General features: G+C 57.3%; 6 protein-coding genes and 1 pseudogene. 5 read left to right on the forward strand and 2 right to left on the reverse strand.

The features are described 5' to 3' along the window. Nucleotides 1–258: 258 nt before the first annotated feature. The 5 genes from EV561_RS36770 (at nt 259) to EV561_RS36790 (ending at nt 2,291) form a co-directional block, all read left to right on the forward strand. Nucleotides 259–531 (forward strand): usg protein, encoded by a 273-nt coding sequence (locus tag EV561_RS36770; RefSeq protein ID WP_132528751.1) that lies wholly within the window; start codon nt 259–261, stop codon nt 529–531. Nucleotides 532–624: 93 nt separating this feature from the next. Beyond that, nucleotides 625–915, forward strand: a complete 291-nt coding sequence (locus EV561_RS36775; protein ID WP_132528752.1) for a hypothetical protein — start codon at nt 625–627, stop codon at nt 913–915. A gap of 245 nt (nt 916–1,160) precedes the next feature. Then, nucleotides 1,161–1,637, forward strand: a complete 477-nt coding sequence (locus tag EV561_RS36780) for an Hsp20 family protein (RefSeq protein ID WP_132528753.1) — start codon at nt 1,161–1,163, stop codon at nt 1,635–1,637. 71 nt (nt 1,638–1,708) lie between these two features. Further along, nucleotides 1,709–2,008: a DUF982 domain-containing protein gene (locus tag EV561_RS36785; RefSeq protein ID WP_132528754.1), complete on the forward strand. Its 300-nt coding sequence runs from the start codon at nt 1,709–1,711 to the stop codon at nt 2,006–2,008. A gap of 10 nt (nt 2,009–2,018) precedes the next feature. Beyond that, nucleotides 2,019–2,291 carry a hypothetical protein gene (locus EV561_RS36790; protein ID WP_132528755.1) on the forward strand — a complete coding sequence of 91 codons (273 nt, stop codon included), beginning with the start codon at nt 2,019–2,021 and terminating at the stop codon, nt 2,289–2,291. Nucleotides 2,292–2,294: 3 nt separating this feature from the next. On the opposite strand, the gene EV561_RS36795 is transcribed toward EV561_RS36790, so the two are convergent. Then, nucleotides 2,295–2,738, reverse strand: a complete 444-nt coding sequence (locus EV561_RS36795) for a DUF4112 domain-containing protein (RefSeq protein ID WP_132528756.1) — start codon at nt 2,736–2,738, stop codon at nt 2,295–2,297. A 120-nt stretch (nt 2,739–2,858) separates the two neighbouring features. Beyond that, a pseudogene (locus EV561_RS36800) lies at nt 2,859–2,969 on the reverse strand (IS5/IS1182 family transposase); the annotation flags it as partial.

Consider the following 2,969-nt stretch of genomic DNA (forward strand, 5'->3'; position numbering starts at 1 on the left):
AAAAAAGATGACGTTAGAACCCTGGCCGGACCGGATGACCAGTCCGGGCGGGTGCGAACCTCAATCGAGCGTTCGCGGCCAAAATTTATTTTCGGTCTTTTTTGATTTCAAGAGGGGTGAGAGGAAAAAATAGCACTCGGAGGTAGTGGCTGCTAACGCACTGAAAGGGAACAAGAAACAGCCTTGAGCGTTCAGAAAATCGTTGATGGCCGGGAAATTTTGCCCCACCTTCACAGTGTCACGAAACGGAGATGAAGCATGCATTTCTCATCGGACCTGGAGCGTCAGCTCAATGGCTATGGATTGACCACCGCGCATATCCTCTATCGCATTCCAGACTTCGAATCCGTCCTGCAAACCTATGTTTGGCAGGACTACGATCTCGCACCTGATTTCCCCGAGATGCACAGGTTCCTGGACTTCTGGCGCGACAGCCTCGACGGACCGCTGCACTCCGTCCGCTACAGCCACCAGCGCCTGGTCGGACCGAACGAATGGCGCCGTGTCGAGGGTGAGTTCAAGCTAAACTGAACCTTGAATTTGATTTTTCCGCTTCCTAGCTCATCGACCGCCCGAGGCATCGAACTCGGTGTGAGCGCCGATTGTGTATGGAGTGACACCTGCATGGAAGAGAATATCAACATCATCAAGAGTGTTGGCATCGATGAACGCGAAGAGATCATCGTGGATTTTGCCCGGTGGCTTGCGACCGCCTCAAAAGAAGCGCTGGTCTACGGAGAAGGAAAATTCGCAATGATGTCCGCCACCATGGCGGAAGCAATGCGGGTCAATGCCGATGAACTCGCTCGCGATAATCCTGAAAAGACCGAACGTTTGCTGCAGCAGGCCAGCGCGATGATGGCGCAGTTCAAGGCTGCGTACCCTCACCGGGTTATCAGTCGATCTGTCCACTGAAGGGGCGATAAGGCAGACTTGTCGGCGCGTGGACAGGATGGGGCATTCACCGGCAAAGATGCAAGCGAATGAAGTCGAAAATCGTCCGATCTTACTGGGGACAAAATTTTTGCGCCACGGATCTTGAATCCAAGATTCTCGAAAACCAAATCGTTTTCCGCCAGCTGCTGAACATAGAGCTGGCCTTGCTGGGAGCGCCGCTTTCGGCGCTTCCGTACCCATGTTGCTTCAAGGAGGATATGGCTATGGCAACATCTTACGACTATGCACCTCTCTTCCGCTCGACCGTCGGCTTCGATCGGGTTTTCAATCTTCTCGAAAACGCCCAGCGCGCCCGCTCGATCAGCGACTGGCCGCCCTATGACATCGTCAAGACCGGCGATGACAGCTACCGGATCTCGGTAGCTGTGGCAGGTTTCGAGCAGAGCGATCTCGACATCACCTTCCAGTCCAACCTGCTGACGATCACCGGAAAGAAACAGGACGCCCCTGCCGATAACTACCTGCATCGAGGCATCGCCGGTCGGCCGTTCGAACACCGGTTCGAGCTTGCCGACCATGTCAGGGTGAACGGCGCTGATCTGCAGAACGGTCTCCTGTCGATCGATCTCGTCCGTGAGATCCCCGAGGCGTTGAAGCCGCGTAGGATCGATATCCAGACCAATCCGGCTTTTGCACAAAAGGTCGCCCCGGCGCAGATCGAAGCGCAGAAAGCCGCCTGATTGAAAACCTTGGAAGACGGGCGCCGTCGGGGCGGCGCCCATCGACATCGCGGGTTGGAAAGGAGAGCGTCATGAAACCCGATATGTTCAGAGAACCTGTCACCATCCTTGTCGGCCTTGGCTTTCCTGCTGAGGTCAGAACCGTCATGGATGCCTACCGGCATCTCGCCGAATGGCCAGCATCGTTGCGCGACACGGCTTATTCGGTGGCGCTTAAGGCATGCAGTGCGGCTCTACGAGGTGATATCGAAGCCGAGACCGCGCGCGGTCTGTTCGCTGCCTTCGCTGCGAAACACGATCTGCTGGCGCCGGAAACCGACGTGATCGTGGCCTATCGTCGCCGGCACGACAAAGATCCGCACGTTCGCTAAGGAGGCCGAGATGCACGAGATTTTGCAGCAGGCGGCCAACAACGCTATGGCAATGGGGCCATCGGTTCTGCTTCAAGGCCTGCAGATTGAGCGGCCGCTTGACGTGGTGAAAGCGACCGCCGTCTCGGCAGACGACAAGCGGACCATCCTGGCGTCTTGGGCTTCGGACTCCTACGCCGTCGACTCCAAACCGGCGTTTCGCCATATGCCTGGAACACCGGAGGCGGTTTCCATTGATGAGGTTCAGGCTGCCCTCAAAGAACTCGATCGGCGTTACGGATAGTGATTAAGCATACCGGCTAAACGGGCCGGTTCCACGTGGCGACCCTCTTCGATCGAGATCGGAATGGTCGAGACCGAAGTGTTCCAGAATGAGGTCGAGGTTACGGCGGTTGGATTTGAAGTAGGCGTCGAAGAGGTCACCGACCAACGGAACGCTCCCGGCCGCCGCATCGAAACCGATATTGACCAGCATCTTGCGAAGCTTGTCATTCGGCACGCCAAGGCGCCTCGCCTCGTTGACGATGTAGAGACTGATCGCAGCGCCGGCGAAGTCACCGACACCTGGAACCAACCCGATCACTGAATCCGCTCCGAAGGAAAAGCGTGTTCCGGGGATGCGTAACGCCGTGTCCATGAGGCGCGCCAGCCCGCGCATGCGGCGAAGGCGTGCCAGACGGTCGACGTTGCGGAAATCCGTGTACCGAGTATGTGCTCGCTCGTACGTCATGCCGCCACTTTCATCATCTTGCCCAGCCTCTTGATCGCCTGCTCCAGAGACCTTTGCGCGTCGGAGGGGCTTTGGTGCGCGGGTCGTTGAAGGAACGGCATTCCGTCTTTGATGCTGTTGCTACGGCGTTGCAGTGTTGCAGCGGACGGATTTCGGGCGTGCGCATGCCATCATTCTATTGAGGACCGAGCAGCCGATGGCGACTTCCGTCCGCTGCGCTCCGAATGAGCG

The sequence above is a fragment of the Rhizobium sp. BK376 genome (genome assembly GCF_004341625.1).
Taxonomy (GTDB): domain Bacteria; phylum Pseudomonadota; class Alphaproteobacteria; order Rhizobiales; family Rhizobiaceae; genus Rhizobium.